The following is a 22,861-nucleotide window of genomic DNA, read 5'->3' on the forward strand; positions in this document are numbered from 1 at the left end:
GACATGCATGAGGTCAGCGGCCAGGCAGGCCGTCACTGGACAGAGATGGGCCGTCACTGGTGGGTCCAGGCGGCGCGCGGCGCGTGCGCGATCATCTTCGGCGTCCTGGCCGTCGTGTGGCCGCTGATCACGCTGCTCACGCTGGTCATCCTGTTCGGCGCGTACGCGATCGTCAGCGGGGCCTTCGCCCTGTTCGGCGCCTTCCGTGGCGTCCATCCCCGCGACTCGCGCACCTGGCTGGCCATCTCGGGCGTCCTGGCGATCGTCGCCGGCATCGTGGCCTGGGTCTGGCCGGGCATCACGGCGCTTGCCCTGCTCATCCTGATCGCCGCCTACGCGGTCGTCATCGGGGTGTCGGAGATCGTCGCCGCGGTCGCCCGGCGCAAGGCCGGCGAGACCGACTGGGCGTACCTGGTCAGCGGCGTGCTCGCGGTGATCTTCGGCATCCTGCTGTTCGCCTGGCCGGCCTCCGGAGCCCTCGCCCTGACCTGGCTGATCGGCCTGTTCGCCATCCTCTACGGCGCCTCGCTGCTGCTGCAGGCCTACCGGGTCCGCGAGAGCGCGCGCAGGGGGAGCACCGCGGGCCCCGCCGCGCACGCGGTCTGACCGTTCCGCCGTCGCCCGTTCCGCCCGCCGGAGGGCCGCCTGTCCTGCATGATTCCGCGTGGTAAGCCGGATGTGCCGGAGGACTTCCACATAATCATGGACTCGGCCGGGAATATTCTTGCCGACTATCGGACAGGCTCCTCATGGGGAGGGCACATGAGCGTGCTCGACCGGCTGGCCCGCCACCTGCTCGTCGACGGTTACCGCTTCGAACTCGACCTCGACCGGAGCCGGGGATCGTGGATCGTGGACGCCGGCACCGGCCGGCGCTACCTCGACTTCTACACCTTCTTCGCCTCCGCGCCGCTGGGCGTCAACCCGTTCGACGACGATCCGGAGTTCCTGGCCCTGCTCGGCCGGGTGGCCGCCAACAAGCCGGCCAACTCCGACATGTACACCCGCCACCTGGCCGACTTCGCCGACACCTTCGCCCGGGTGCTGGGCGACCCCGCGCTTCCCCACCTGTTCTTCGTCGAAGGCGGCGCGCTCGCCGTGGAGAACGCCCTGAAGTGCGCGTTCGACTGGAAGAGCCGCCAGAACGAGGCGCACGGCCGCCCGCGCGAACTCGGCACCAAGGTCCTGCACCTCACCCGCGCCTTCCACGGCCGCAGCGGGTACACCCTGTCGCTGACCAACACCGAGCCGGTCAAGACCGAGCGCTTCCCGATCTTCGACTGGCCGCGCGTCGAGGTGCCCGCGATCCACTTCGGCGAGGTGGAGGCGGCCGAGGAACGGGCGCTCGCCCAGGCGCGCGCGGCCTTCGACCGCCACCCGCACGACATCGCCTGCTTCATCGCCGAGCCGATCCAGGGCGAGGGCGGCGACAACCACATGCGGCCGGAGTTCCTGCTGGCCGTCCAGCGCCTGTGCCACGAGCGGGACGCGCTGTTCGTCATGGACGAAGTGCAGACCGGCGTCGGGCTCACCGGCACGCCATGGGCCTACCAGCAGCTCGGCCTGGCCCCCGACATCGTGGCGTTCGCCAAGAAGGCCCAGGTCGGCGGCATCATGGCCGGCCGCAGGGTGGACGAGGTGCCGGGCAACGTCTTCCAGGTCAGCGGGCGGATCAACTCCACCTGGGGCGGCGGGCTGGTGGACATGGTCCGCTCGCGCCGCATGCTGGAGATCATCGAGCGGGACGGCCTCATCGCGCGCGCGGCGGAGCTCGGCGAACGGCTGCTCGGCGGCCTGCGCGAGCTGGAGGCCGGGTTCCCCGGCCTGGTCCGCGCCGCGCGCGGGCGCGGGCTCATGTGCGCCTTCGACGTGCCGGACCGCCGTGACGATGTCGTGCGCGCGCTGCGAGAGGACCAGGGCGTGCTGGTGCTGCCCTGCGGCGAGCGGTCGGTGCGGCTGCGCCCCGCCCTCTCGGTCACCGCGGAGGAGATCGCCCACGGCCTGACAGCGCTCACCCGGACCCTGACCACCGTCCGCGAGACCACCCCGAACGCCCTCCGCGTGCCCGCCTGACCACCGGACAGGCCGCCCGCGAAGCGTCGCCGGGTCGTCCGCCGTAGCCGGCGCCGGCCTCGCCGTACCACGACCCGCCGGCCCGGCGCCGATCACCTACAGCACGTGGCCGTGATGGAGAACCGCGCCCGGTGAACGTTCTGGTCACCGTGCTGGTCGCGGGCGGGGGTGTGTCGCTCGACGCCGGGCCGCGGGTGCCACGCCGGCCGCCTCCCCGTGGCCGGCGTGCCGTTCGTCCGTCAGGTGGGCGGGCGGGCGGGGGCGTTGGCCTTCCACAGGCCGATGGCCGTCATCCGGCAGTCGGCCCCGAGCTTGGAGTAGATGCGGTTCACGTGGTTCTTGACGGTCTTCTCGCTCAGGAACAGCCGCTGGGCGATCTCACCGTTGGAGTGGCCCGTCGCGATCAGGTCCATCACCTCGGCCTCGCGTTTGCTCAGCCCGGCGTGCGCGTGCTCGTTGTAAGTGGCGTCATCGACACTCATCCGGCCTCCGTGGCACGAATCATTGTCTGATCGCCGAGCCCCCCGCGCTGGCGGTGTGCGGTTTTTGCGAGCATAGCCCGCCATCGCGGCCTTTGGGGGCCAGCCAGTCCGAGAAATGCTCACTTTCCGCGAAAGCGATGGAGAGGGCGGTGACGCCGTGAAAGCGCGATGGCCGGTCCGAGAGGGACCGGCCATCGACCGCTGGGGTGAGTGATGGGACTTGAACCCACGACATCCAGGACCACAACCTGGCGCTCTGCCAACTGAGCTACACCCACCATGTCCGCGGTCATCGCCGCGGCACAGGAAAAGTGTAGCGGGCTTTGGGGGGTTCTGGTGCCGTGCCGCGTCAAGATCCGGTTATGGCCTCCGCCACCTCACGTGCGGTGGCGGTGTCGGGGCCCGGCTGCGGCACGAAGACGGCGGCGCGGTAGTAGCGCATCTCCTGCACGCTCTCGGTGATGTCGGCCAGCGCCCGGTGGCCGCCCTGCTTGGCCGGGGAGGCGAAGTAGACCCGTGGGTACCAGCGGCGGACCAGTTCCTTCACCGAGGAGACGTCCACCATGCGGTAGTGCAGGTAGGCGTCGACGGCCGGCATGTCGCGCGCGATGAAGGAGCGGTCGGTGGAGATGGAGTTGCCGCACAGCGGCGCCTTCTTCGGCTCCTGCACGTGCCGCTGGATGTACGCCAGGACGAGCGACTCGGCCTCGGCGAGCGTCACGCCGTCCGCAAGGGCGCTGAGCAGGCCGGAGGAGGTGTGCATCTGCCGCACGACCTCCGACATCTGCTCCAGCGCCTCCTGCGGCGGCTTGATGACGACGTCGATGCCCTCGTCCAGCTGGTTCAGCTCGCCGTCGGTCACGACGCACGCGACCTCGACGAGCGCGTCATTGCCGAGGTCGAGCCCGGTCATCTCACAGTCGATCCAGACCAACAGGTCACTCATAATGCTCAGCGTAGTGCCCGGTCATGAGGCCTTGAGAGAGTCCAGTACGCGATCGATCAGCGATGTGTCCAAATTGTCGGGTACGGAGGCGTAAAGGACAGAAGGTCGCTTGCCCAGACCCTGGTCCACCAGGGCGATCACCCCGTGCTCCTTCTTGAAGTCCCAGCCCGCCTTCTTGGCCTCGGGCGTGAAGTCCATCTCGAACCTGAGCATCCACGCCTTCTTGCCGCTGACCTCGAAGCTCTCGTCCTTGACGATCTTGCGCTTGTGCGGCGGGCTGTAGAAGAGCTTCTCGTAGTTGATCAGGAAGCTCCCGGCCGCGTTGCGCAGGTCCTGCGGGCCCGAGTAGTCGAAGACCTGGGGGAGCGTGCACACCGTCACCGTGCCCACCCAGTCGTGGTCCTGGCCGTCGTAGTTCTTCTGCGAGGTGGCCTGGTAGCCGCTGGTCCACAGCGGGAAGCGCGGGTCGGGCCGCCCGGTGCCGTTCAGCTCCGCCCACGTCGGCACCGACCACTTGCCGCCGGGGAAGGTGAAGGACAGCCCGTTGCGGGGGTCGGTGATGGTGTCGCCCTTCGGCGGGGGCAGCTGGGCCGGGAAGTCCGTGACGCTCGGATCCGGGGTCGGGGTGTCCAGCGGCGGGTCGGTGGCCGGGGCCGACGGCTCCGCGGTCTCGCTCGGCAGGGGCGTCGACGCCGCGGTCGGGGTGCCGTCGCGATTGACGAAGGTGAAGGCGAGCACCAGGGCGATGACCACGAGGATCGCGACGGCGCCGCCGCCGAGCACCCACGGCAGCGGGCTCTTCTTCGGCGGCGGGGGCCCCTGCGGGCCGAACTCCGGCACCGGCATCTGGGCCGTGGCCCCGGGAGGGCCCCACTGCTGCGGCCCGCCGTACGGGCCCGGCTGCCCTGGTTGTCCCGGCTGCCCGTACTGCCCGGCCGGCTGGCCGTAGGCGCTGGTGGGCTGGGCGTACGGACCCGTCGGCTGACCGTACTGGCCCGGCGGCTGCCCGTACTGGCCGCCCGGCCCGCCGAACTGCGGCTGCCCACCGGGAGGGGCGAAGGCGCCGGGCTGCTGGTGCGCCCCGGTGCCCTGCTGTCCCCCGGGGCCGGGCGCGCCCGGCTGCGGGTACGGCCCGGTGCCCTGCTGCCCGCCGATCGCCCCCGGCTGCGGCTGCGGCTGGGGGCTGGGGGCCCCGGGCCGCGGGTACGGGCCGGTGCCGCCCGCGCCCAGGTGAGGCTGCGGCCCCGTCTGCGGCCCCGTCTGCGGACCGGTCCCCGGCTGCGGGGGCGCGTCCTGCGGGGTGCCGGCGCCCGGCGGGGAGCCGCCCGCCTGGGACGCCTGGGAGGAGTCGTCCGGGGCGGACCCCGCGCCCTGCTGGGGCGTGCCCTCCGGCCGGCTCCACTGGCCGGTCGTCACCGGGGCCTGGCCCGAGGAGGCCTCCAGGGGGTGGGTGGCGTCGGTCCACTGCGTGCCATCCCACCACCGCAGTTGCGGTGATCCGTATGGGTCCGGGTACCAGCCGGCGGGGGTCTGCGTCATGTCGTCAGAATAGTGACATCCCCGTTATTACGCGCATTTGGCGAGCGATCTGCGCGGTCAGCATTTATAAGTGAACGTCGCCGCGTCCTCGATCGGGGCGCCCGAGGCGCCGACCGGCGACAACACGCGCAGCCGCGCCGTCAGTTTCCGGGTGCCGTGCCCGCTCACGTCCCATTCCAGGGTGACCTCGTGGCTGGACCGCCCGGACGGCACGGCGTCGGTGTGCTTGATCGGCTTCTGCTTGCTCAGCAGCCATTCGTAGGAGACCTGGCCGGCCGATCCGTTCGTGGTGAGCACCCCGACGACGTTCACGGTGGTGTCGCACCCGGCGGCCTTGGGCTGCTTGACCTGGACCGCCGTCACCGAAAGCGGCGCGCCGCGCTGGAACCACAGGAAGGCCGCGGCCAGCAGGATCAGCGCGAACAGCACGGCGGACCCGACGAAGCCGCCGCGCCGGCGCCGCCGCCTGCGCGGAGCGGCCAGCCGCTCGGCGGCCGCCACGGTGGGCTGCTCGCGCCCGGCCCGCCAGATCTGCGCGGCGGTCGTGTCCGCGGGCACCCCGGGGCCGAACCGCATCTCGCCGCCGGCCGGCGTCGTGGCCGCGGGCGGGGCCTGCCCGGTCTCGGCCGCCGGGTGGGCCGGCCGCTCACCGGCGCCCGCCGGCACGTACAGCAGGGTCACGACCTCGCCGGTGTCCACGCCCTGCGGCGACGGGGGCAGGTGCGGGGGCTGCCCGGTGGGCACCGCCGACGCCGACCACCACTGGATCGTCTGGACCAGCCGCTCACGGGTGGCGAACCCCGAGGGCAGCAGGTCGCGCCCGTTGACCAGGGCGTCGCGCGCGGCGCCGAGGCCATGGGTGGTCGCGGTGGCCGCCGCGCGGTCGAACAGCCGCGCCGCCTGCTGGTCGCCGGCCGCCCACGCCGCCGCGAGCCCGCGGGCCAGCGAGGCCCACGCGGCCAGATCGCGCTCCACCGAGGCGTGCGCGCCGCGCAGCGCCGGGACCAGCCCGCGCTCGGCGAGCAGCGCCGTGCCGTCCTCGGCGATCACCACGGTGCCGGCGTGCAGCGCGCCGTGCACCAGGCCCGCCGAGTGGACGGCGAGCAGCGTCTGCGCGGTCTCCACCAGGATCGTGGCCGCGCTCCCGGCGTCGGGGACCGGGCCGGAGGCCGTGGCCCGCATCAGCTCGGCCAGCGACGGCGTGCCCGGCCGGGCGGTGAGCAGCCACACCTGTCCCCGGGCGGCGACCAGGTCGGTGATCGGCACCAGGCCCGCGACGCCGCCGCGTGTCAGGCGCCGGTCGGCGGTCACCTCGGCGACGACCCGGTCGCGTGCCCCGGGGTCCACCAGGACCCCGGGATCGATCCACAGGACCCCGCCGCGTCCGCCGTCCGGCGTGACCGCGTCGGTCCAGGTGCCGGTCTCACCGGCGCGAGATCGGCCCGTCAGCCGGTATCCCGCGATACTCTCGCCATCTGGCATCTACCGCCGCCTCCGGTGCCGTCCCGCCATGCGCTGTCTGAGGACAAGTGTGGCGGGAACCGCCCCGGTCGTCACCAGGCCGACCGCCAGCACGCCTGCCGCGTCCCTCCGCGGGGTCGTCTCGGGCGACGGGGTGTCGCCGACGTCGCCCCTCGGCGGCGGTGACGACGGCGACTCCGAGGGCCGCGTCGAGGGACTGGGCGACGGCTCGGGGGAGGGCTGGGGCGGCTGCTGGGTCGGGCGAGGAGTCGGGGTTGGCTTGGGCTTGCCGGAGGGCAGCGTGTCGTCCACGTTGGGATCGGAGGTGTCGGGCTTGTCCGACGGGCTCGGCTTGGCCGAGGGCTTGGCGGACTTCGTCGGCTTCTTGCTGGGCGAGGGCTTCGGCTTCGGCGAGGTCTTGGTGGCGGTGGGCTGGGGGGCGGTCGAGGGGACCGCGGCGGCCGTGGTCTGGGGAGGAGCCGCCGTCGGCTCGGCCGTCGGGCTCTCGGACTCCTCCGCCTGCTCCGTCGGCTCCTCGGAGGGCTCCTGCGCCGGCGACTCGGCGATCGCCGGCTCGGGCGAGCCTCCGGCGATGGCGGGCGTGGCCGACGGCGTGGTGGTCGTCGTCTGCGCCTGCAGCGAGCTGTCGCCGAGCGTCCCCACCAGGACCGCGCCGCCCGCCGCGACGACCGCCAGGCCCACGGCGCCCACCATGAGCTTGACGCTCAGCTTGCTCAGGCCCCGGCGGACGCCGCCGAGCTCGGTCTCCGCCAGCGAGGTGCTGGCGCCGGGCAGCTCGTCGACCAGCGGGAACAGCAGGGCGAGCAGCCCCGCCAGCGCGGCCAGGCGGCGGCGTCCCTTGTCCTCCCAGTCGGGCCCGTACGCCTGGAGGGCGACGTCCTCCAACTCGGCCAGGAACGCGTCGGCGGTGGCGGGCCGCTCGGAGGCGCGCTTGGCCATGCCGCGCTCGATGAGCCCCCGCAGCGGCGCGGGAACCTGCTCGACCGGCGGCGGCATCGCCTGGTGCTGCCGCGCCAGCGCCGCCATGTTGCGCGACTGGAACGGCCGGGTGCCGGTGAGGCACTCGAAGAAGACGATGGTCGCGGCGTACACGTCGGTGCTGGGGCCGGCGGGAGCGCCCGCCCACTGCTCGGGCGCCATGTACGGGGGCGTACCGGCGCCGCTGACCCCGTCGCCGGAGCGTACGGCGATGCCGAAGTCGATGAGCTTGCTGTCCCCGGTGCCCTCGATGACGACGTTCTCGGGCTTGAAGTCGCGGTGCACGACGCCGCTGGCGTGCGCGGTGGCCAGGCCCAGCAGCGACCCCTTGAGCAGCACGAGCGCCGCCTCGGCGCCGGTCGGGCCCTCCGAGCGCAGCATCGCGCGCAGGGAGACGCCGTTGACCAGCTCCATGATGATGGCGGCGCCGCCCTGGTGCTCGATGTACTCGTAGAACCGGGCGGCGTGCGGGCTGTCCATCAGCTCCAGCAGCCGCGCCTCGTGGCGGAAACGGACGACGAACCCCGGGTCGGCGCACAGCTCGTCGGACAGGTACTTGATCGCGACGTAGGTCTGGTCCGCGTCGTAGCGAGCCATGACGACACGTCCGGACCCTCCGCTGCCCAGGTCACGAATCTCGGTATATCCGGGGACTCGCCATGCCCCGCTCTGGCCGTCCATGCGGTCTCCTTTTGTGGCCGGGCCCCCACCCATGACGCGACAACGAAGCCTAATGGCGACGTGGCTGATCCGTGATGTTTAAATAGATATTTGCTATATTGTCGGCGCCATTGTCAGCGATGGGCGCGGCCCGGTGGCGCTTTACGCCCGGCCTTCCGCGCGGTCGTCCAGGGCCCTTTCCGTGCGGTCACCCGGCGTCCGGCCGCCCCCTGCCGGCGATGTGGGCGGGCACCGGCGTCCCCGGCGGCAGCGCCGGGTCGGGCTCGGGCTCCCCCCAGCTCACCCGCAGCGGCAGCACCCCCGCCCACAGCGGAAGCGCGTAGTCCTCCTCGTCGTCCACAGGAGGCCCCTGGCGCACCTTCACCGACGCCTCGGCGAGGGACAGCGCGACGACCGCCGTGGCCGCCAGCTCCTTCCCGCCCGGTGGCCGGGTGGCCTCCCACTGGCCGGGCGCCAGGTTCTCGGTGATCGCCCGCAGCCCCGCCAGCCGCTCGTCGGCGTCCTCGACCGGCCGCGGCGTGCCGTAGATCATCGCCGAGCGGTAGTTCACCGAGTGGTGGAACGCCGAGCGCGCCAGCACGACGCCGTCCAGATGGGTGACGGTCACGCAGACCTCCCCGCCCGCGCGCAGCGACGCGGCGCCGGTCGATCCGTGCAGGTAGAGCGTGTCGCCGATGCGGCCGTACCCGGTGGGAACCACCATGGGCGAGCCGTCGACCACCACGCCCACGTGGCAGATCAGCCCGGCGTCCAGGACGGCGTACAGCTCGGAACGGTCGGTGCGGCCGCGCGGCTTGCCGCGCCTGAGGGTGGTGCGCGAGGTCGAGGACAGCATGTGATTACCGTACGAAGAAGTGAACCTGTGCTGCAGGTCCACTGGCGCGCCGTTTCAGGAGACCACTTGCCGCTCCACGTCGACCTTCCCCTCGTCCTCGACCGGGACGCGTCCGTGCCGCTCACGGTGCAGCTCGGCGACCAGCTCCGGGCCGGCATGCGCGCGGGCATGCTCAGGTCGGGAGAGCGCCTGCCGTCCAGCCGCGCGCTCGCGCGGCTGCTCGGCGTGAGCCGCACGGTCGTCACCGACGCCTTCCAGCAGCTGTACGCCGAGGGCTGGCTGGAGGGACGCCACGGCTCGGGCACCTACGTGGCCGACCTGTCCGGGATCGCCGGTCCGGCCGGCGGCGCCTCGCACGCGCCCCCGGCCGAGGGCGCCGGTCCGGCGGGCGGCGCCCCGCACGGGCCGCCGGAAGGGGCGCCCTCCGGGAACGGCCCGGCGACGCGGGCGCCCGCCGGACCGGCGGGCCCGGCGGCCGGGTGGGCGGGGCGGGACACGGTGTTCGCCGCCGCCGGCGCGCAGGACGTGCCGGACGCCGGGGTCGTCGACCTGCGGCCCGGCCGGCCATGGGTGCGGGACTACGACCGGGCGGCCTGGCGGCGGGCCTGGCGCGGGGCCGCCGACCGGCCGCCCTGCGACGTCATCGACCCCTACGGGCATCCCCGCCTGCGGGAACTGCTGGCCGGCCACCTGCGCAGGGCGCGGGGCGTCCCGGTGGGCCCGGAGAACGTGATGGTCACCCGGGGCACCGGCCACGGGCTCGACCTGCTCGCCGCCGCCCTGCTGCGACCGGGCGACCGGGCCGGGGTGGAGGAGCCCGGGTACGGCAAGGCCCGCTCGATCATCGCCGCGCGCGGCGGCCGCATCGCCCCGTGCCCGGTGGACGAGCAGGGCGTCCTGACCGCGGGGCTGCCCGACGACCTGCGCATCCTCTACACCACGCCCGCGCACCAGTACCCGCTGGGCGGCAGGCTGCCCATCCCGCGCCGCGAACGGCTGCTGGCCTGGGCCCGCCGCACCGGCGCCACCGTGGTCGAGGACGACTACGACGCCGAGTTCCGCTACGACGTGGCGCCCCTGCCGGCCCTGTACGGCCTGGACCCCGGACGGGTCGTCCTGCTCGGCACGCTGTCGAAGTCGCTGGCGCCGGACGTGGGCATCGGCTGGCTGGTGGCGACGCCCGCCCTGCTCGGCGAGCTGGCCCGCGTGCGCGTGGAGCTCGCCGACCGGACCTCCGGCCCGGTCCAGGAGGCCGTCGCGGTGCTGCTCGAACGCGGTGACCTGGACCGCCACCTGCGACGGGCGCGGCTGTCCTACGCGCGCCGCCGCGCCGCCATCGTGGAGATCCTCGGCGGGCGGGTGAGCGGCGACTCCGCCGGCCTGCACGTCTTCCTCAGGCTGCCCGCCGGCCAGGTGGGCCGCCTGGTCGCCGCGGCGGCCGAGCGCGGCGTGTTGCTGGACACCACCGAACGGCACCACCACGGCCCGGTGCGCCACCACGGGGTGGTCATCGGATACGGCTCGGCGTCCCTGGCCGAGGTCCGCGAGGGCTGCGCCGTCATCGCCGCCCTGCTGTCCGGCCGCTGACCACGGCCCGCTGACCACGGCCGCCGGCCAGGGCCGCGGGCCACGGCCGCGCCGGACGGGGGAGGCGACGGGCGCGGGGCCGGAGCCGTGTGCGGCCGGGGCCGGGAGTCAGGGGACGGGAGTCAGGCGGCGCGGGGGAGCAGGTGGTCGCCCGGCGGGGGCGGAGCCGGGAGCAGCGACTCGACCACCGGCAGCGCGCGCCCGGCGTACAGCGGGTCGACCGGCAGCACGTGCCGCGCCCACCAGCGGGCCGTCTCGCGCTCCGGCGACGGCTCGACGAACCCCTCGGCGTAGTCGTCGTAGGGCGGGTCGTAGAGGTAACCGGTGGGCACCCCGCGGCGCTCCAGCGCGGCGATGGCGCCGTCGCGGTCGGCGACGAGCAACGGGACGCGGAACAGCGGCTGGTCGATCTGGGCGCGGACCCCGGCGGCGGCCGTCGGCAGCTCGGCCAGCCGGGCGACGCCCGCCAGCCGCGCCGCCCGCTCCTTGGGCAGGCGCGCGAGCCGCCGCCCCTGGTACCACCGGGCGACGGCGCCGCGAGAGCCGCGGTAGTCGTGCAGGTCGGCGCGGACCCACGCGTCGAACGCCGGCAGGCCGTGCCCGCCCGCGAGCGTCGCGGCGAGCTCCTGCGGACGCAGGGCGATGCGGTAGCCCTGGCGCGGCTCCTGCAGGCCCAGAACGCGGGCCAGCCGCATGGCGGGGCGGGCCATGTCCAGGCGCAAGGCGGTGCGGCGGGCGGCGGAGGTGGCGACGCCGAGCAGGTCCCTGCGCAGGGCGCCCGGCTGGAGCAGCAGGTCGCGCTCGCGCTCCAGCTCGCGCCGGTCGGCCGGGCTGTCCACGGCGAGCACGCCCCCCGACCCCGCCCCCGCGTGCTTGGACATGCTGAAGACCCCGGCCACGCCGAATGTGCCGAGCGGCCGGCCGTCCACCGACGTCTCGGCCGCGTGGGCGACGTCCTCGATCACCAGCAGGCCGGTCATGCCGAGCACGTCGTCGGGCAGGCCGTACAGGTTGGTGGTGAGCACGGCGTCCACCGCGCCCAGCAGCACCCGGGCCAGCTCGATGTTGCCGTCCAGGACCGAGACCGGCGCGATGACCGGGATGAGCCCGGCGGCCAGGACCAGGAAGAGGATCTCGTCGGCCGAGATCGGAGACATCAGCAGCCGCTGCCCGGGTGTGCACCAGTGCCGCAGGGCCAGGTACAGACCGAGCCGGTTGGACGGCAGGTACACGGTCTCGCGCCCCGTGCGCGCCGCGAGATGTCTTTCGGGACTCACTGCTCCCTCTTTCCGCCGCCTGGTGGTGCCTGGACCAGGTCCGGCAAAGCAGAAAGGTAGCGCATGGGAGCCGGGCGGTTACCCCATCTATGCGGGCCCGTTACCCGGCTGGGCGGGCGCCTGTTACACGGCGAGCCCCGTGTGGACGCCGGTCATCAGGGATGACGCGCGGACGCGGAGCAGGTCACGAGGCGATGGTGGTGCGGATCCTGCCGTAGGTCTTCAGCGCCAGGTCGGCGGTCTCGCGGAGCACCGAGTTGGCGAGGACCGTTCCACGGGCCTTACGGACGGGCACGCGGACGAGCCAGTGAACTCCGGCCCCCGGAGTCGGCCGGGCGACACGGCCCTCGGTGACCCACAGCTCGCCGGTCTTCAGCTTGTCCTTGTACTCCTTCTCGCCGCGGCCCATGTCGATGAGGCGGATGCCGGCCTCGGCGGCGCGCTCGGCCATCGCCAGGTGGTGGATCAGGCCGGGGGAGTACTTGGCGTAGGCCGGGTCGTAGGCCGGGAACCAGCCGGCGAGGGTCGTCTTGGTGCGGAGCCCGAAGTGCCCGGCGACCGGCCGGCCGTCGACGTACACCATGTCGAGCTGCCCGCCGAAGTGCTCGGTGTCGATGTGCAGCAGGTTCTCCACCAGGCGCACGATCCACGGCCGCGCGAAGCGGTCGGTGCGGCCGGTGCGGCGGTACTGGTCGGTCTTCCAGTCGAGCAGCGTGCGCAGGACGGCCTCGTCGGTGACGCCGAAGTCGTGGCGCATCGGGCCGAAGTCGCGCTGGAGCTTGCGCGTCTTGTACGCGGTGGACTTGTAGGTCTTGCCCGACACCTGCTTGAGCGTCTCGACGTAGGCCGCGTAGCCGTCGGACAGGTCGATGACCGGCGAGGGGTGCCGAGTGTGCTTGGCGGGCACCAGCGGCTGGCCGGCCAGCAGGTGGTCGAACTCGAACACCGCCAGCCCGCAGGCCTTCATCAGCTCGTTCGGGTCGAGGTCGATGTCCTTGGCGTGGACCATGCCCTGGGCGTCGGTGAGCCCGGCGGCCACCGGCATGCCGATGCCGAACTGGTGGCGCTCGAAGGGGAAGAAGCCCACGATGTCGGCGCCGTCGGTGAGGACGGCCACCCGCGCCTGCTCGCGCACCCGGCCCGTCTCGATCGTGAACTCGGGCGAGAGGAAGGGGCTGTCGAGTGCGGGGTCGGCGGCCTGCAGAGCCCGCCAGCGGGCCGTCTCTGAGGGACCGAGTTCCCTGGGATGGACGACGGTTACGCGCATGGGCTCCTACTGGGGTGATCCCTGTGGTGTTGAGACGGCGCCTACACCTTCTACCCAGCTTGGTGCCTGCCATGTAATAGGGCGATAAAGATCGTATCACGGTGCGATTGGGGAATGCTGGTAGCGATCGCGCTCCACGCCGCGTCCGTCCGCGCCGATCCTGCCGGCGCCGTTCACACCGCCCTCGCGCGGGCGCGGGACGTCGAGGCTCGCGGGCGGCTCGCCGACGATGCGGTGCACGTCGATCGCCCCCGGGTCCCCCTCGGAGGCGCCGGGCACCTGCGAGGCGCCGAAGTGGCCGCCTCTGGCCCACACCCGCGGACTGCCCTGCGCCGCCACCGACAGGGGGTAGGGCAGGGGAGGGCCGGCGGGCCACCGGCGCGGCACCGCCCAGGAGTCCAGCCAGGACAGGATGTCGTCCAGCCCGTCCATCTTGCTCTCGGTGAACGGCTCCTCCACCGATCCGAGCACGCGGATCTGGACGCACACCCGTCCCTGCCGGTTGAGCGCGCCCGGCAGCCCGCAGGCCGCCCTGGTGGGCGGGAGTGACTGGATGATCTGCCCGGTGACGGGGTTCCACACCAGATGGGCCGGTCGGGAGATCTGGACGAGCCGCTGGGCCACCGATTTGGCCGACACCCGTTGGGGGTCGGTCGGCCAAATGAACCAGACCACCCGGGGCGCGCCTCCGGCCATCGGCCCTGCGTCCTCGAGAGCGGGAATTCGACTGGCGACGGGCAGCCATGCCTGGGCCACTGTGCCCCCTCAAATCCTCGGTCGCGGCTTTTATACCCCTTTAAACAAGCCGTTGACACCTTATGCTGCTTGATTCTTGGAACAACACTTAGAGTGATACTTGCGGCGTTAAAAGGGTTATGGGCGTGTCTGGTGGTAAGTGGGCGAGCCATGAGCACCATGGCGGACGGCGCCCACGGGCGCTCGCGCGGTGGGAGCATTCAAGGGTCCTGCAAGCGTGAGCGGATACGGTGACGGAGTGTTGGAGAGCAGTGGCCGGCATGCTCGGCGTCGTTACATCCCGCGAGGGCCTATCGCCATCGGCGCCGGCGTCCTCGCCCTCGCCCTGGTGGCCGGGCTCCTGGCCATCGCCGCCCAGCGCGGCGGCGGGCGGTCCGACGGCGTCGCGGCCACCATCCTCGCCACCCCCGAGCCGCCGCCCAGCCTCGAGCAGCCGCCGGTGGTGGACAGCTGGCCGCGGTGGGGCGTGACCCACACCCAGTACAGCGCCGACAACGAGCGCGACGAGGTCCGCTCCAAGGTCGCCGACCTGTTCGCCCGCGTCCCCATGCTGGAGAATCAGCACATCATGGGCTGGGGCGCCGGCAACCCCGAGCCCGCGCCCGGCAAGTACGACTTCCGCGACCTCGACCGCCGCGTCAAGCTGATGGCCGCGACCAAGTCCCAGCCCGTGCTCACGCTGTGCTGCGCCCCCGACTGGATGAAGGGCGGGTCCGAGGGGCGCACCAACTGGAGCAAGATCGAGATGGCGCCGGAGCGTGACCACTTCGAGGACTACGCCCAGCTCGCCGCCACCGTGGCCCGGCGCTACCCGACCGTGACCCACTACATGGTGTGGAACGAGTTCAAGGGGTTCTGGGACGACGCCCACAACGACTGGGACGTCGAGGCCTACACCGACCTGTACAACCGGGTGTACGACGCGCTCAAGGCCGTCAACCCGAAGATCCAGGTCGGCGGCCCGTACATCCCGATCGACAGCCACGTCAGCAGCGCCAACGCCTCCACCCTGCGCGGCCCCTGGGGCGCCGTCGACCGCAGGAACCTCGCCAGCATCGACTACTGGCTCACGCACAAGAAGGGCGCCGACTTCATCGTCGTCGACGGCTCCTCGGCCACCAACGACCGCGGGCTGGTCCCCGACGAGTTCACCGCGCTCAAGAAGTTCTCCGCCGTCACCGCGTGGCTGCGGCAGCGCGGCGGCGATCTGCCCGTCTGGTGGGCCGAGTGGTACATCGCCCCCGACAACATCGACTGGGACGAGCAGCACCGCTCGGCGGTGCAGGCGGTGGCCATGATGGAGTTCGCCAGGAGCGGCACGGCCAGCGTCCTGTACTGGAGCCCGCAGCGCAAGGCCGGCGACGACTGCCCCGGCTGTCTGTGGACGCCCGGCGTGGGCGACGAGATGCCCATGGCCGGCCTGCTCAGCGGCTTCACCCGGTGGTTCTCCGCCGGCGCCGAGCTGGTCGACCTGAGCGTCTCCGACCCGCGCGTCCAGGTGCTCGCCGTCGACCGGCAGATGGTCATGGTGAACACCGCGGCCACCGCCCTGACGGTCACCGTCGACGGCAAGTCGTTCGAGCTCGCCCCCTACGACGTCAAGTGGAGCGACCGCGGCCGGTGACCCCGGGCCGCCCCGCGGTCAGCCGGAGGTCAGGGTCAGGAAGCGCTCCACGATGACGGCGAGGGCGGCGGCGGTCATCAGCAGGCCGATGATCACCAGTTTGCGCCGCCCGCGCGCGGCCCGCTCGGTGCCCCGCAGCCGCGCGAGCTCCGCCGCGAACAGCGTCGAGACGGCCAGCGCCAGCGCCACGAGCCCGAACGGCGTCCACGGCGTCGAGCGGTCGCCCACCATCGTCACCGGAGCCGGCGGCGGGATCTCCGACCCCTTCGGATAGGTGCGCAGGGTGTAGATGGCGGCGTCCTGGTTGGCGTACACGCGCTTGAGCTTGGTCGAAGCGTCCAGCGCCGCGCGGAACCGCTCGCCCCACTCCGGGGGGAAGCCCTCGTTCAGCTCCAGATACGCCGCCTGGCCCCGCGTGGTGATCAGGAACGTGTTCGGGGCCTTGCCACGCAGCGCCGTCAGCACCCCGGCCAGGTCGGCGGGATCCTTGGTGACGAGCGCCTGGTCGTACTCGACCCGGTCGATGTCGCGCTCGCGCCACGGGATGGTCGGCGTGACCTCCTCGCCGAGGATCGGCACCAGGTACAGCAGCCGCGCGCTCGGCCGGTCGTGGGCGTACACGTAGTGCATCGCCGCGGCCTCGCCCGTGGTGACCCGCTCGAACTTCTCGTTGCCGTACCGCGCCACCAGGAACGCGCCCGCCAGCGCCAGGGCGGTCACCGCCGCGAGCACCGCCGAGACCCGCCGCGTCGTCCCCGGCGCGTACCGCATGGTGCGGCGGCGGATCGGCACCGTCTCGCCCTCGCGGGCGTCGGTGGTGTGCGCGGGCAGGTTCGGGAAGAACGCGTACGCGCCCAGGATGCACGCCGCGGGCAGGGCGAACATGTAGACCCGCAGGCCGATCTCGCCGCCGTAGCTCTGCAGGCCGAGTGCCAGCGTGGGCACGCACAGCAGCACCGCCGCGGCCCGGTCGCCGACGCCGCGCCGCAGCCGGCGCAGCAGCCCGACGGCCGCGAACAGCAGGATCACCCCGCAGATCCCGAGCCGCACCTTCAGCACGATGCCGTGCTGCGCGTCGGTGCCCACCAGCCGGTCGCCGGTGTTCTCCTGCAGGTTGGCGAAGATCTTGCCGATGCCGCCGAACAGCTCGTCGATGCGGCCGCTCCAGAACGGCGTCGCCTGGTAGTTGATCCAGGCGATCACGATCAGCCCGAAGAACACCGGCAGCGCCAGGGACAGGGCGCTGCGGCGCAGCAGGATGAGCCCCGTCAGCGCGCCCATCATCATGAACGGCGTGATCTGGTGGGTCGCCGTCGTGGCGAAGAACAGCCCGACCAGCAGCGTCAGCAGCACCACCCGGTCGGTCACCGTCGTCGGCCTGGCCGGCAGCTCCCCGGGCGTGAGGCGGTCGAGCCGGGCCAGCGTGCGCCGCAGAAGACCCTTGGAAGGCAGCGGCGCCGTCCTGGGCTCCGCGCGGCCGAACCAGCGCATCAGGACGGCGACGAACACCAGGTACAGCGCGAAGGTGAAGCCCTGCGGGGAGAAATAGTCCTGCCCGATCCACTGCACCAGGATGAACAGCAGCGCCGCGAACCAGCGGGCCCGGGTGGTCGCCACGATCTGCCGAAGGATCAGCACGAACGGCAGCAGATAGAGCAGGTTGGACACCAGCGGCGTCCACTGCAGCACCGTCGAAGGATCCTCCACCCCGGCGGCGCGCAGAACGAACCCGAACAGCGCGAAGAATCCCGGCCAGGCGAAGCGGGCGTCCAGCCCTGGCAGCGCCTCGCCCGCCCGTCCGATGTACTCGGCGAAGCCCGCGTGCACCCAGGCCGTGGGGAAGCGCGGCTCGGCCTCGACCAGCGCCGCCGCCCCGTGCAGGGTGAAGGTCACCGCGGCGAGCTGGAACAGCAGCAGGCCCTTGCGGTCGGTGTTCTGGGTCAGCGTCACGAAGAACGAGACGATGATGAGGGCGATCGCGGCGAAGGCCGTGACCGGCAGCACCGAGATCAGGCCGAGCCCGTTGATCCGGTCGAGGTCGACGCCGCGCATGGCCCCGTGCGGCACCCGCAGCGCCAGCACGTACATGACCAGACCTTCAAGGGTCAGCAGCGGCGGCAGCCACGACGCCACGCTCGCCGCCAGCCGCGACACCCGCGGCTCCGCCCGGTCGCCCGCCTCCACCGCCTCCGCCACGGCGACCCCGGACGGAACCGCCCCCGACGCGGTCGCGGCGGAGAGCTTGGGGGGAGTCCCGGGCGCGGCCTGCGCGACGGCCGGAGTCGTGTCGGGGTCATCGGACTCGTCCGAGTCGTCGGGGTCGTCTGGGGCGTCCGTCCGGCCCGGCGCAGCCTTGGCCCTGTCGTCCAGCCGAAGCGGCTCCTCGGGCGCGGGCGGCGCCTGGACGGCCCGCGCGACCGGCCGCGGGCGCGAGGCCGGCAGCGGCAGCGGGATCACCTGCGTGACGTCCTGGTCGACCGGTTCCCCGGCCGGCACCACGGCGAGCTCGTCATCGGAGTGGGCGGTGTCGTCCCCGTCGCCGTCCCCGTCGTCGTCCGACGGGGCGTCGGCGGGGGCGTCGGCACTCGCCGTGTCCCGCGCCGTGCCGGCGTCCTCGGTGGCGTCCTTGGCAACGCGGGACGGGGTGGGCTGGACGGGTAGTTGCAGCACCTGGGTCACATCGGCGTCGTCGACGTCGTCGTCCCCGCCCATGGCGTCGTCGTCCCCGCCCATGGCGTCGTCGTCCCCGCCCATGGCGTCGTCGTCCGCGCGCTCGGCGTCGTCGGCGTCGTCGGTGTCACCAGGCTCGGCGGTGCCGACGTCGTCGTCGCTGTCACCGGCTTCGGCGGTGTCCGCGGGCGCGGGGGCGCGGTCGATCGACAGGGCCACCGGCCGGGTGAACTCGGAGGTGACGTCGGATTCGTCCTCCGCGTCGAGAGCGTCCTCGCCGTCCGGACCGTCCTCGGCGTCGGTGGCCTCGGTGTCGGTGGCCTCGGCGTCGAGATCGTCCTCGGCGTCCCGGCCGGCGATCCCGGCGCCGGGATCGCCGGCGTCCGGGCGGTCGGCGGCGTCGGGGGGCTGCTCGGCCTCCAGGTCGGCCTCGGGGCCTGCGTCGTCGGCCTCCGCGCCTGCGTTCTGGTGTGCGGGGTGACCGGTGTCCGGATCGTTCGCGGGGTCGAGGGCGTCGTCGTCCGCCGGGGTGGCGATCTTCGTCGCCGTGTCCTCTGTCACCTCGTCGCCTGTCCGTTGCCTCACGTGGACCATGATGCGGTCTCGGACGCCTCCCGCGCGCTCGATGACCGCGGCGTCGCCGAGTCGCCGAGTATCCGGCGCAGCCCCGGGAGGATCAGCAGGGCGACCAGCACCTCGCTGAACAGCAGCCCGTACCCGACCGCGGTGATGCCCGCCACCGGCAGCAGGATGACCGAGGACGACAGCACCAGCACCGCCAGGCCGATCTGCACGACGGCGAGCGTGCGGGCGTCGCTGCGGGCGCGCAGCCCGCTCAGGTAGATCTCGATCAGCACGCGGGGCAGCACGGCGACGGCCATCAGCCGCAGCAGCGGCGCCCCGTGCTCGGCGAAGCCCGGCCCGAACACCGCCAGGATCAGCGGAGCGGCCACGACGGTCACCGCCACCACCGGTATGATGATCATGTACGCGCGCCGCAGCGCCTGGCGGCAGTTGGCGGCCAGCATCGAGCGGTCGCCGGACCCTTCGACGGTGAGCGAGGTGGCCATGTTGATGGCCAGCAGCTCGATCATCGCCCCCAGGGTCTGCGGGATGGAGAAGTACCCGAACATCTCGCCGTTGACCCGCGAGGCGACGTACACCGGCAGGAAGTACACGATGGCGAGGATCGAGAACGCACCAGGGTAGTCCCCGGCGAGGAAGCGGCCGATCTCGCGCAGCCGGGGCGGGCGCGAGCCGGCCGGTGCCAGCTTGGCGTGGCGCGGCACCAGCACGCCGAAGATGAGGATGTTGATCGGGATGAGCGCCAGCGCGGTCGGGACCACCCACGAGACGTAGATGCCGTCGTCGGGCAGGGCCCCGGCCAGGACCACCAGCAGGCCCATCTTGACCAGGCCGAAGCTGAAGCTGTTCACCGGCACCCAGACGGCCTTGCGCATGCCGGCGAGCGCCACGTCCTGCAGGGTGAACACCGACCAGATGGCCACCGAGGCCAGGAAGAACAGGCCGGGGCCGACGCCGGCCAGCGTGGAGTAGTTCTCTCCCCAGAACGGCAGGGTCAGCAGGAACGCGCCCGCGGCCACGACGGCCGTCAGCGTGGAGATGAGGTAGCCGCGGCCGATGAGCCCGCCGGTGCGCCGGCCGGCCACGGGGATGAACCGGGCGAGCGCGCCGGTCAGCCCGAGCGCCGTGAGCCCGGCGAACAGCCGCATCGCGGTGATCAGCGCCTGGCTGCGCCCGAAGTCCTCCGGCGAGTACAGCCGGGCGGCCAGCAGCCAGTAGCCCATGCCGAGCACCGCGGTCACGCCGGTGTTGGCCATCAGCGCGTAGCCGTTGAGGAACAGCGGGTTGCGCAGGTCGTGAAGGAGCCGCCGCCACAGGACGGTCAATCTCCCGGCGGCCTCATCGGCGTCCGTCGCCTCCGGCCTGTCGCCGGTCACTGTCGTCTTCATGGTCGCGTCACCCCCCTCATCGACGCGCGGCGTCTTCCCCGCGGCTACTTCACTCACGCCCGACCACGTGGCGCAGGCCGTACCTGGTGCGGCGCACCACGGCGTACCCCTTGGTCAGCGCGTGTTCCTTCATGTAGATGATCGGCACGCCGCGCCCCTCGACGGCCCGCCGGAAGCGGTCCATCGTCGTGGAGCGGCCCACGGTCAGGCGCGGCAGCGCCATGACGTCGTCGGCGTCGCAGGCCAGCGCGTTGGCCACGGCGCAGGCCGCCCAGTAGCCGGCCTTGCGCACCTCCTTGCGCACACGCGCGGAGGAGTAGCCGTAGGGGTAGGCCATCGTGGCGACCGGCCGCCCCACCTTGTCCTCCAGCAGGGCCTTGTTGCGGCGCAGCTCCTGGCGCAGGGCGGCCTCGGGTAACTGGTCGAGCTGCGGGTGGCTGTGGCTGTGCCCGGCGATCTCGACGCCGCAGGAGGCGGCCTCGCGGGCCTGGCTCCAGGTCAGCATCTTGTCCAGCGGGCGGCCCGCGGCGTCGCTCCCCGCGTCGCCGACCCATCCGCTGGTGAGGAAGACCGTCGCGGGGAAGCCGAGCCGTTCGAGGATCGGCAGGGCCTCGCCGTGGAAGTCGGCGTACCCGTCGTCGAAGGTGACGACCACGGGACGCTCGGGCACCGGCGCGCCGCCCGTGCCGTACAAAGTGGCGACCAGGTCGCCGAGCGTCAGCGGCGTGAACCCACGGTCCTTCAGGTAGGTCATCTGGGATTCGAACACCGACGGGCGGACCGCGAGCGGGCGGGTCGCGCTGTTCGGACGGTCGGTCACCGAGTGGTACATCAGGATCGGCACGCGCATGGTGGTCACCGTTCGTGGTCGATGGTTCGTCCGGCCCGGTCACCGCGCACGCGCAGCCGCGCGGAACCCACGGCGTACCCCCACGTGGTCCAGGCGAGGCCGGCGACGATGGCGCCGGCCCTGGCCAGCCCGGCGGGGTCGCCCCGCAGGGCGTCGGCCACGCCGCGCAGGACGCCGCGCGGCAGCGTCTTGACGGCGTGGGCGCGCTCGCTGGACAGCCCGTCGCCGGCGCCCACGCTCTGGGAGACCAGCGCCTTGGACAGGCCTTCCGCGTAGCATCGGGACCGGAAGTAGCGGAAGGTCGCCCGGGAGGCGGGCACGCGGTGGCCGATGACCGCCCGCGGCTCGAACATCATGATCGAGCCCGGCCTGCGCTGGGAGAGCCGGATGCAGAACTCGGTCTCCTCGCAGCCCAGCGGGCGGCTCTTACGGCCCTGGACGCTGCGGCCGATGCCGGAGTGGAAGCCTCCGACCTCGCCCACGACCTCCCGGATGAAGGCGGCGTTGCCGCCCATCACGTTGCGGATCGGCTTGCGTTCGGCGGGCAGGCCGCGGTAGGTGCACCCGATGGTCCAGTCGAACTCCTCGGGGAACCACCGCGGCCGCTCACCGGTGTCCCACAGGGGCTTGGTGAGCCCGCCGACCCCCACGACCGTTCCGGAGCCGGCGGGCCGCTCCGACATCGTCTCCTCGAAGGCCGCGAGCCAGTCGGCGTCCGCGACCGCGTCGTCGTCCAGGAACGCCACGACGTCACCGGTGGCGGTGGCCACCCCGGTGTTCTTGCCGCCGGACAGGCCCCGCGCGTGGGTGTTCTCCACGACGATCGCGTCGGCGTACTCCCGCTTGAGCCGCAGGTGCAGCTCGGGGTTGTAGTCGACGACCAGGATCAGTTCGTACGGCTGGCGTCTCTGGCTGCGCACCGACTGCACGGCGGCCCTGATGTCGTCCCACCGCTCCTCGGTGTAGACGCAGATGACGACGGAGATGTTCATACCGTTATGCCGCGCCCTGGTCGGCGGCGGGCTGCTGGGCGGCCGCCGCGGGAGGGATGTCGATGACCGGGCGCCGCCACTCGCGGATGATGGTCTTGAGCACGCGCCAGCCGTCCCGCACGACGCGCAGGTTGCTCTCGCCGTGGATGCGGTTGCGTTCGTGGCTCGGCACCTCGTGCACGCGCAGGCCCGCCTTGGCCGCCCGGATGTTGAGCAGGGTCTCGACCTCGAAGCCTTCGCAGTCGAGGTCCAGGACGTCCAGGTGGCGTGCCCAGAAGGCGTTGTAGCCGTAGCACAGGTCGGTGTACTGGGTTCCGTAGATCCGGTTGACCAGCGAGCGCAGGACGCTGTTGCCCAGGCGGCGGCTCAGCGTGAGGTCGTCGCTGCCGCCTCCGCTGGCGTAGCGCGAGCCCTTGACGAAGTCGGCGCCGGTGACCAGGGCGCCCACGAAGTGGATGATCTCGCGGCCGTCGGTCGAGCCGTCGGCGTCGATCATGACGATGATGTCGCCGGTGGCCTCGGCGAAACCGGTGCGCAGAGCGTCGCCCTTGCCCTTGCCGCGCTGATGCACGACGCGGAGGTTCGGGCGCAGACGCCGCGCGACGGCGACGGTGTCATCGGTGGAGTTGCCGTCCACGAGGATGACCTCGTCGATCCAGTGCGGAAGCGTGGCGAAAACGTGCGGAAGGTTCTCCGCCTCGTTCATGGCCGGTACGACCACGCTCACCGTCGGCGAAATGGCCAGGTGGGGAGTGAGAGGTGTGAAACGGTCCACTGTCGGCAGTGGCCTCAGCGTATGAAGCTGAGATTTCCCGTTGTGCTTGGTGATCTCGGGACTCATTTTCGAGG

At 72.7% G+C, this 22,861-nt stretch carries 18 protein-coding genes and 1 tRNA gene; 4 read left to right on the plus strand and 15 right to left on the minus strand.

Going from position 1 to position 22,861, the window contains the following annotated elements:
• Nucleotides 1-3 precede the first annotated feature (3 nt).
• Together ABZT47_RS14480 and lat are read left to right on the plus strand one after the other, a co-directional pair.
• The gene (locus ABZT47_RS14480) at nucleotides 4-606 is read left to right on the plus strand and encodes an HdeD family acid-resistance protein (RefSeq protein ID WP_354840822.1); all 603 of its coding nucleotides are present in this window, start codon (nucleotides 4-6) and stop codon (nucleotides 604-606) included.
• A 156-nt stretch (nucleotides 607-762) separates the two neighbouring features.
• Entirely contained in the window at nucleotides 763-2,073 is a 1,311-nt protein-coding gene (lat, locus tag ABZT47_RS14485; RefSeq protein WP_354840824.1) for an L-lysine 6-transaminase, read from the plus strand.
• A 239-nt stretch (nucleotides 2,074-2,312) separates the two neighbouring features.
• Here lat and ABZT47_RS14490 read toward each other — a convergent pair whose 3' ends face one another.
• The 7 genes from ABZT47_RS14490 to ABZT47_RS14520 form a co-directional block, all read right to left on the minus strand.
• On the minus strand, nucleotides 2,313-2,555 hold the full coding sequence (locus tag ABZT47_RS14490) for a response regulator transcription factor (RefSeq protein ID WP_354840827.1): 243 nt from the start codon (nucleotides 2,553-2,555) through the stop codon (nucleotides 2,313-2,315).
• 202 nt (nucleotides 2,556-2,757) lie between these two features.
• A tRNA-His gene (locus tag ABZT47_RS14495) sits at nucleotides 2,758-2,833 on the minus strand.
• 71 nt (nucleotides 2,834-2,904) lie between these two features.
• Nucleotides 2,905-3,501 carry an oligoribonuclease gene (orn, locus tag ABZT47_RS14500; protein WP_354840830.1) on the minus strand — a complete coding sequence of 199 codons (597 nt, stop codon included), beginning with the start codon at nucleotides 3,499-3,501 and terminating at the stop codon, nucleotides 2,905-2,907.
• A 21-nt stretch (nucleotides 3,502-3,522) separates the two neighbouring features.
• The gene (locus ABZT47_RS14505; protein WP_354840833.1) at nucleotides 3,523-5,040 is read right to left on the minus strand and encodes a DUF2510 domain-containing protein; all 1,518 of its coding nucleotides are present in this window, start codon (nucleotides 5,038-5,040) and stop codon (nucleotides 3,523-3,525) included.
• Nucleotides 5,041-5,097: 57 nt separating this feature from the next.
• Nucleotides 5,098-6,522, minus strand: a complete 1,425-nt coding sequence (locus ABZT47_RS14510) for a hypothetical protein (protein WP_354840836.1) — start codon at nucleotides 6,520-6,522, stop codon at nucleotides 5,098-5,100.
• Entirely contained in the window at nucleotides 6,523-8,214 is a 1,692-nt protein-coding gene (locus ABZT47_RS14515; RefSeq protein ID WP_354840838.1) for a serine/threonine-protein kinase, read from the minus strand.
• Nucleotides 8,215-8,368: 154 nt separating this feature from the next.
• Nucleotides 8,369-9,016, minus strand: a complete 648-nt coding sequence (locus tag ABZT47_RS14520; RefSeq protein ID WP_354840841.1) for a pyridoxamine 5'-phosphate oxidase family protein — start codon at nucleotides 9,014-9,016, stop codon at nucleotides 8,369-8,371.
• Between the two features lie 66 nt (nucleotides 9,017-9,082).
• Between ABZT47_RS14520 and ABZT47_RS14525 the strand changes: the two genes are divergently transcribed.
• On the plus strand, nucleotides 9,083-10,603 hold the full coding sequence (locus ABZT47_RS14525; RefSeq protein WP_354840844.1) for a PLP-dependent aminotransferase family protein: 1,521 nt from the start codon (nucleotides 9,083-9,085) through the stop codon (nucleotides 10,601-10,603).
• A gap of 122 nt (nucleotides 10,604-10,725) precedes the next feature.
• Here ABZT47_RS14525 and ABZT47_RS14530 read toward each other — a convergent pair whose 3' ends face one another.
• From ABZT47_RS14530 to ABZT47_RS14540, 3 genes are all read right to left on the minus strand, one after another.
• The gene (locus tag ABZT47_RS14530) at nucleotides 10,726-11,880 is read right to left on the minus strand and encodes a DegT/DnrJ/EryC1/StrS family aminotransferase (protein WP_354840847.1); all 1,155 of its coding nucleotides are present in this window, start codon (nucleotides 11,878-11,880) and stop codon (nucleotides 10,726-10,728) included.
• A 184-nt stretch (nucleotides 11,881-12,064) separates the two neighbouring features.
• Entirely contained in the window at nucleotides 12,065-13,147 is a 1,083-nt protein-coding gene (locus tag ABZT47_RS14535; protein ID WP_354840850.1) for a GNAT family N-acetyltransferase, read from the minus strand.
• A 96-nt stretch (nucleotides 13,148-13,243) separates the two neighbouring features.
• A complete protein-coding gene (locus ABZT47_RS14540) occupies nucleotides 13,244-13,822 on the minus strand; it encodes a hypothetical protein (RefSeq protein WP_354840853.1) in 579 nt (192 codons plus the stop codon).
• A 319-nt stretch (nucleotides 13,823-14,141) separates the two neighbouring features.
• Between ABZT47_RS14540 and ABZT47_RS14545 the strand changes: the two genes are divergently transcribed.
• Entirely contained in the window at nucleotides 14,142-15,527 is a 1,386-nt protein-coding gene (locus tag ABZT47_RS14545; RefSeq protein ID WP_354840856.1) for a xylan 1,4-beta-xylosidase, read from the plus strand.
• A gap of 18 nt (nucleotides 15,528-15,545) precedes the next feature.
• Here the strand turns inward: ABZT47_RS14545 and ABZT47_RS14550 are convergent, their stop codons facing one another.
• Genes ABZT47_RS14550 through ABZT47_RS14570 form a run of 5 tightly spaced genes read right to left on the minus strand, consistent with a single transcriptional unit; the run spans nucleotide 15,546 to nucleotide 22,739 of the window.
• Complete coding sequence (locus ABZT47_RS14550; RefSeq protein ID WP_354840858.1) at nucleotides 15,546-18,782, minus strand: hypothetical protein; 3,237 nt, start codon at nucleotides 18,780-18,782, stop codon at nucleotides 15,546-15,548.
• Entirely contained in the window at nucleotides 18,779-20,170 is a 1,392-nt protein-coding gene (locus tag ABZT47_RS14555; RefSeq protein ID WP_354840861.1) for a hypothetical protein, read from the minus strand. Before ABZT47_RS14555 ends, ABZT47_RS14550 begins: the two co-directional genes overlap by 4 nt.
• A 49-nt stretch (nucleotides 20,171-20,219) precedes the next feature.
• Nucleotides 20,220-21,020 carry a polysaccharide deacetylase family protein gene (locus tag ABZT47_RS14560; protein ID WP_354840864.1) on the minus strand — a complete coding sequence of 267 codons (801 nt, stop codon included), beginning with the start codon at nucleotides 21,018-21,020 and terminating at the stop codon, nucleotides 20,220-20,222.
• 5 nt (nucleotides 21,021-21,025) lie between these two features.
• On the minus strand, nucleotides 21,026-22,012 hold the full coding sequence (locus tag ABZT47_RS14565; RefSeq protein WP_354840867.1) for a glycosyltransferase: 987 nt from the start codon (nucleotides 22,010-22,012) through the stop codon (nucleotides 21,026-21,028).
• 4 nt (nucleotides 22,013-22,016) lie between these two features.
• Nucleotides 22,017-22,739 (minus strand): glycosyltransferase family 2 protein, encoded by a 723-nt coding sequence (locus ABZT47_RS14570; protein ID WP_354840870.1) that lies wholly within the window; start codon nucleotides 22,737-22,739, stop codon nucleotides 22,017-22,019.
• Nucleotides 22,740-22,861: the final 122 nt, after the last annotated feature.

The sequence above is a fragment of the Sphaerisporangium sp. NPDC005289 genome (assembly GCF_040607455.1).
Lineage (GTDB): Bacteria > Actinomycetota > Actinomycetes > Streptosporangiales > Streptosporangiaceae > Sphaerisporangium > Sphaerisporangium rhizosphaerae.